General features: G+C 66.1%; 4 protein-coding genes. All 4 read right to left on the bottom strand.

Going from position 1 to position 5,405, the window contains the following annotated elements; translation table 11 throughout:
- Positions 1 to 78 precede the first annotated feature (78 nt).
- Positions 79 to 1,788: a dihydroxyacetone kinase family protein gene (locus VL752_RS03715; RefSeq protein ID WP_325352397.1), complete on the bottom strand. Its 1,710-nt coding sequence runs from the start codon at positions 1,786 to 1,788 to the stop codon at positions 79 to 81.
- A 61-nt stretch (positions 1,789 to 1,849) separates the two neighbouring features.
- Positions 1,850 to 2,821 carry a D-ribose ABC transporter substrate-binding protein gene (locus tag VL752_RS03710; protein ID WP_325352396.1) on the bottom strand — a complete coding sequence of 324 codons (972 nt, stop codon included), beginning with the start codon at positions 2,819 to 2,821 and terminating at the stop codon, positions 1,850 to 1,852.
- A 72-nt stretch (positions 2,822 to 2,893) separates the two neighbouring features.
- The gene (locus tag VL752_RS03705) at positions 2,894 to 3,991 is read right to left on the bottom strand and encodes an ABC transporter permease (protein WP_325352395.1); all 1,098 of its coding nucleotides are present in this window, start codon (positions 3,989 to 3,991) and stop codon (positions 2,894 to 2,896) included.
- A 25-nt stretch (positions 3,992 to 4,016) separates the two neighbouring features.
- On the bottom strand, positions 4,017 to 5,405 hold a 1,389-nt coding region (locus VL752_RS03700), incomplete at its 5' end, for a sugar ABC transporter ATP-binding protein (RefSeq protein ID WP_325352394.1).

Here is a 5,405-nt window from a genome sequence, read left to right as displayed (position 1 = left end):
GCGAAAACGGGTGCCGGCATCGTCGCAGCCAATGACGATGGTGAAGGGCTGTTCAGACATCGGTTTCTCCCAAGTATTTCATGGCAAGTGTTTCAAGACGGTGTGGCTGCAGAGAGCGAAGGAGACGGCGCCCGCATCCCGGTGGCCGAGGCTGCGCTCGGCGAGGGGGCGGGCGCGGCCAAGACGGGGCACCAAGCCGGCCGTTTCTTCGGCTCCGCGTGTTGCCGCTTCCGCGGCTTTGGTCCAGGCGGCGGTGAGGGGCTGGCCCTCGGCGATGGCTCCAGTGAGGTGCTCGACGAAGGGGTGGAAAGCATCGACCAGCGTCTTGTCGCCAGGTCTGGCGCCCCCCAGCGTCAGCACGGCCTGCAGGGCCTGCCCCGCCGCTCGGCCGATATCGGCGGCGCCCGGAGCCGCCTGGTCACTCAGCGTGCGACTCGCGGCGGCGAGGCCCAGGCCCCAGATTGCTCCAGAGGTGCCCCCGGCACGATCAGCCCAGGCGCTGCCGGCTGCGGCAAGGACGCTTGCCGCGCCCGCGCCGGCCTCGGCCGCGTCACGCGCTGCTTGGGCGGCTGCGGCCGAGCCGCGGGCCATGCCCTGGCCGTGATCGCCGTCTCCGGCTTCGGCGTCGATCCGGCCCAGTTCGGCCTCGGCTTCCTTCAGCGCGGCTGCGAGATCGGTGAAGGCGACTGCAATGCGCTGTCCCGCCGCCTGGGACGCGGGGGCCCCAGGCGTGACAGGGGCGGCGATTTCGTCTTCGATCTCGGCTTCGGCATCCGCCGCGGGGGCCGCAGTCACAGTGCCGACTGTCAGCACGGCGGTGTCGCAAGGTGCAAGCCAGAAGCGCTCCAGCTCCTCGTCCAGCCATGTGAGGGTGAGCGAACAACCCTCCATGTCAAGGCTCGTCACATATTCGCCGACAAGCGGCGAGACGATCTCAAAGCCGCGCGTGCGCAGCAGAGCCGAAACCGCTGTCCAGAGCACGAAGAGTTCTTCCTGCTTGGTGCTGCCGAGGCCGTTGAGGATCGCTGCCACGCGCGGGCCGCCATTCGCGGGCGCTTCGGCGATCAGCCGATCGACGAGAATCGTCGCGAGTTCGGAGGCGGCCACGATCGGGCGCTCCGCTATGCCGGGCTCGCCATGGATGCCGAGGCCGATCGCCATCTGCCCATCGGTCACGGTGAAGAGCGGTCCCGCGGCGCCGGGCAGGGTGCAGCCGCCGAAGGCGACGCCGAAGGAGCGTGTGCGATCGTTTGCGCGCCGCGCGACAGCTTCGACCGCGTCGACGTCGAGTCCGGTCTCGGCGGCGGCGCCGGCGATCTTGAAGACGGCGACGTCACCGGCTACGCCCCGACGCTTGGCGCGTTCGGCGTCCGAGGCGCTTGCCACGTCATCGGTAATGGCGAGAGTGCGGACGTCGATGCCGCGGCTGCGCAGCCGCTCGGCCGCGGCGCCAAAATTCAGCACATCGCCCGCATAGTTCCCGTAACCGAGGATGACGCCAGCCCCGCGCTCGGCGCGGGCTGCCACGTCATGCACGAGACGGGTGGAGGGGGAGGCGAAAACATCGCCCGCCACAGCCGCATCGGCAAAGCCGGGGCCGACATAGCCAGCGAAGGCCGGGTAATGGCCGCCGCCACCGCCGATGACGAGGGCGACCTTACCGCGCGGGGTGGCGGAGGCGCGGAGCACGCCGCCCGGCACAGGGCGGACGAGGCGTGCATGGATGTCGCAAAAACCCTGCAGTGCCTGGGCGGCGAAGGTTTCCGGATCGTCGAAGAGATGGGTCATGACTTGGTCCAGCCCTGGGGCGGAAAGGGGAGGCATCCGTCAGGATGCCTCCCCGTCTCGGTTACTGCTTCAGCGTGAAGGGGGCGACGAAGTCGTCCACATTGGCCTTCGTGATGAGAATGCAGTCGAAGAGCTGCTTCTCGGCAGCCGCGCCGGTCTTGCCGGTGCGAATATACTCGTCGGCCTCGTCCACCGCCTTTTTCGAGAAGATGGCGACCGGCTGCAGAACGGTGTACTGCAGCTCGCCGGCCTTGATGGCAGCGACCGCGTCCGGCGAGCCGTCGAAGCCACCGACCTTGATCTTGTCGAGCTTGCCGGCTTCCTTGAGGGCCGCGATGGCGCCGAGTGCCATTTCGTCATTGCCGCTGATTACGCCGATGATGTCGGGATGCGCCTGCAGCATGCTCTGCATCTTGTCATGGCCCTGCGTGCGGTCCCAGTTGGCGACCTGCGAGGCGACGCGCACCAGGCCTGGATACTGGCTCAGCACCGTCTCGTAACCGTTGGAGCGGGTGGCTGCGTTGTTGTCGGACGGCGCGCCGAGCAGTTCGGCGTAATTGCCCTGCTGGCCGACGTCCTTCACCCATTCCTGTGCGCCGAGGGCGGCACCCTGGGCGTTGTTGGAGACGAGCTGCGCCTTGGCGAGGCCCTGCTGGTTGATTTCTGCGTTGACGAGGAACACCGGAATGCCGGCGGCAACGGCCTTCTTCACCGCGCCGATGGAGCCCGAGGCATTCGCCGGGTCGAGGATGATCGCGACCGACTTGTTGGTGATCGCGGTGTCGATGAGGTTGCTTTCGGTATTGGTGTCACCCTTGTTGGCGCCGACGCTGGCCTTGTAGCCCAGGCGCTCGGCCTCGGCGGCAGCGACCTTGCCTTCGGTGAGCCAATAGGGGTTGGCCGGATCGTTAACGATGATGGAGATGAGACCGCCTGCGGCATGCGCCGCCGTGGGGGCCATGACGGCGCCCGCCAGCACCGGGGCGGCGAGGCTCATGGCGCTCACCATCAGGGCCTTGGTCAACTTGGACATACGCATTTCCTTCTCTCTTGTTGATGCCGGTGGTCCGGCGGTCTCTCTTTTTGGGCTTGGTTGTCTGCCGCCTCAGGCAGGCTTGCCGGCCGCCTGGGGCGTGGGGGTGCCGGCGGCCGCGGGCTTTTTAGCGCGGCGCCGGTATTGAACGGCATTCAGCAGCACCGCGAGCACGATCACGCCGCCGGTGAAGACTGTCTGCCAGTAGGAGGAGATGCCGATGATGACCAAACCATCGGACAGAAAGCCGATGACGAAGGCGCCAAGCAGGGTGCCGCGGATATTGCCGCGCCCGCCGGTCAGCGCCGCGCCGCCGATGACGACGGCGGCGATCGCCGTCAGCTCATAGGAGGTGCCGGCGGTCGGGCCCGCCGAGGTCAGCTGCGAGGAGAGAATGAGGCCGGCAATCGCCGCGCAAACGCCGGAGAGCATGTAGACCAGGACCTGCACGCGCTTGGTGGGCACGCCGGAAAGCTCGGCCGCGCGTTCATTGCCGCCTGAGGCATAGAGCCAGCGGCCAAAGGCGGTGCGGTTCAGCATCAGGCTGCCGGCGATCGCGATGACGATCATCACCAGCACGCCGATGGGCACGCCGCCGAGCCGGTTGAAGCCCAGCCAGTTGAAGCCGGTATTGCCGAGATCGGCCTCGCCGCTGAGATTATTGTAGGTCAGGCCGTTGGTGATGAGCAGCGCGATGCCGCGCACAACGTACATCACGCCGAGAGTTGCCACGAAGGCCGGCACCTTGAAACGGGCGATGAGCACCCCGTTGATGAGGCCGACGACGGCGCCCATGAGGCAGGACAGCACGACGACGACCCAGACTGCGGGGAACAGCTTCACGCCGAGCGCGTGGACGGTAACGCCTTGCATGAAGAAGCCGGCGACGATCCCCGAGAGGCCGAGGGTCGAGCCCACCGACAGATCAATGCCGCCGTTGAGGATGACGAGCAGCATGCCGAGGGCGAGGATCGCGTAGATCGCGACATGGGAGGACATGGTCAGGAAGTTGCTGACCGAGAAGTAGTAGGGTGAGAGCAGCGAGAAGACGATGATGATCGCGATCAGCGCAAAGAAGGCACGGCCCTTCAGCAGCATCTGGCCGATATCGAGGCCATCGCCGAATAGCCCGGGGCGACTGCGCTGAAGCGTCTGGCTGGACTGTGTCATGGTGAGGTTCCGCTATTCTTTGCGATCAGGCGACCACGGCTTCGCCCGAGGCGGCCATGATCTCCTCCTTGGAGACGTTTGAGTCGAATTCGGCGGAGATGCGGCCGCGGCTCATCACGATGATGCGGTGGGCGATGCTCAGGCATTCACCGACTTCGGATGTGGAGTAGATGACCGCAAGGCCGGTCTTGGCTCGCTCGGCGAGCAGGCGGAAGACCTCGGCCTTGGCGCCGATGTCGATGCCACGGCTGGGCTCGTCCAGCATGATCACCTCGGGATTGGTCGCCAGCATCTTGCCGATCACGACCTTCTGCTGGTTGCCGCCGGAGAGAGAGCCGATGGGAGCCTCGCCGCCGGCCGTCTTGACGGTAACGGCCTTGATCGAGTCCTGGACCAGCTTGCGCTCGAGCCCGGTCGAGAGGAATAGCCCGCGGACGAAGCTCGTAATGCTGGCGAGAGAGAGATTTTCGCCGACGCTCATGGTCTGCACCAGCCCGTCCCGCTGCCGGTCTTCCGGCACCAAGGCGAGGCCAGCCGCGATGCGCTCGGCAATGCTGAGATGGGAGACATTCCCGCCTTTCAGCAGAACCTCGCCGCCGACCGCTGGAACGCGTCCGGCCGCGCATTCCAAAAGCTCGGTGCGCCCCGCGCCCATGAGTCCATAGATGCAGACGATCTCGCCCGCCTTCACGTCGAGGGAGAAGTGATCGACGACGAGGCTGCCGTCATGCGCGGTGGCCGCGACGGAGAGATCGCGGATCGAGAGAGCGACCTCTCCGAACTCGTAGCCGGTCGGTGGCGAGCCGAGATCAAAATTCTCGCCCACCATGTTGCGCACGATCCATTCCAGATCGATGTCCCGCGCTTCGCCGGTCGCCGTGATGTTGCCGTCGCGGAGCACCACTGCAAAATCCGTGATCTGCAGCGCCTCTTCGAGATGGTGCGAGATATAGACGATAGAGACGCCGCGGCTCGTGAGATCGCGGATAACCTTGAAGAGAACCTCGACCTCGCTGGCACTCAGCGCCGAGGTCGGCTCGTCCATGATGAGGATACGGGAATTGACGGACAGGGCGCGGGCGATCTCGACGATCTGCTGCTGACCGAGGCGCAGTTCCTCGACCGGGGTCAGCGGGTCGATCGCCTCCTCCAACTCTTCCATCAGCGCCTGGGCTTGGCGCGCTTCCTCCGCGAAATTGACACCGGTCGGGGTCATGATTTCGCGGCCCATGAAGATATTGTCGCGCACGCTCAGGTTGGGCGCGAGGCTGAGTTCCTGGTGGATGATCGAAATGCCGCGGTCCCGCGCATCATTGGTACTGGCGAAGCGCACTTCCTCGCCGTCCAGCACAATCCTTCCGGCGGTGGGGGGAATAATCCCGGAGAGGACCTTCATCAGGGTCGATTTGCCGGC

This window comes from Acidisoma sp. (assembly GCF_035492295.1).
Taxonomy (GTDB): domain Bacteria; phylum Pseudomonadota; class Alphaproteobacteria; order Acetobacterales; family Acetobacteraceae; genus Acidisoma.
Note: the sequence above shows the minus strand (reverse complement) of the source record. Positions and strands in the feature narration are given on the sequence as shown.

Coding starts and splice junctions, on each gene's coding strand:
- VL752_RS03715 (WP_325352397.1), bottom strand. CDS start 1,788: ATGACCCATCTCTTCGACGATCCGGAAACCTTCGCCGCCCAGGCACTG.
- VL752_RS03705 (WP_325352395.1), bottom strand. CDS start 3,991: ATGACACAGTCCAGCCAGACGCTTCAGCGCAGTCGCCCCGGGCTATTC.
- VL752_RS03710 (WP_325352396.1), bottom strand. CDS start 2,821: ATGTCCAAGTTGACCAAGGCCCTGATGGTGAGCGCCATGAGCCTCGCC.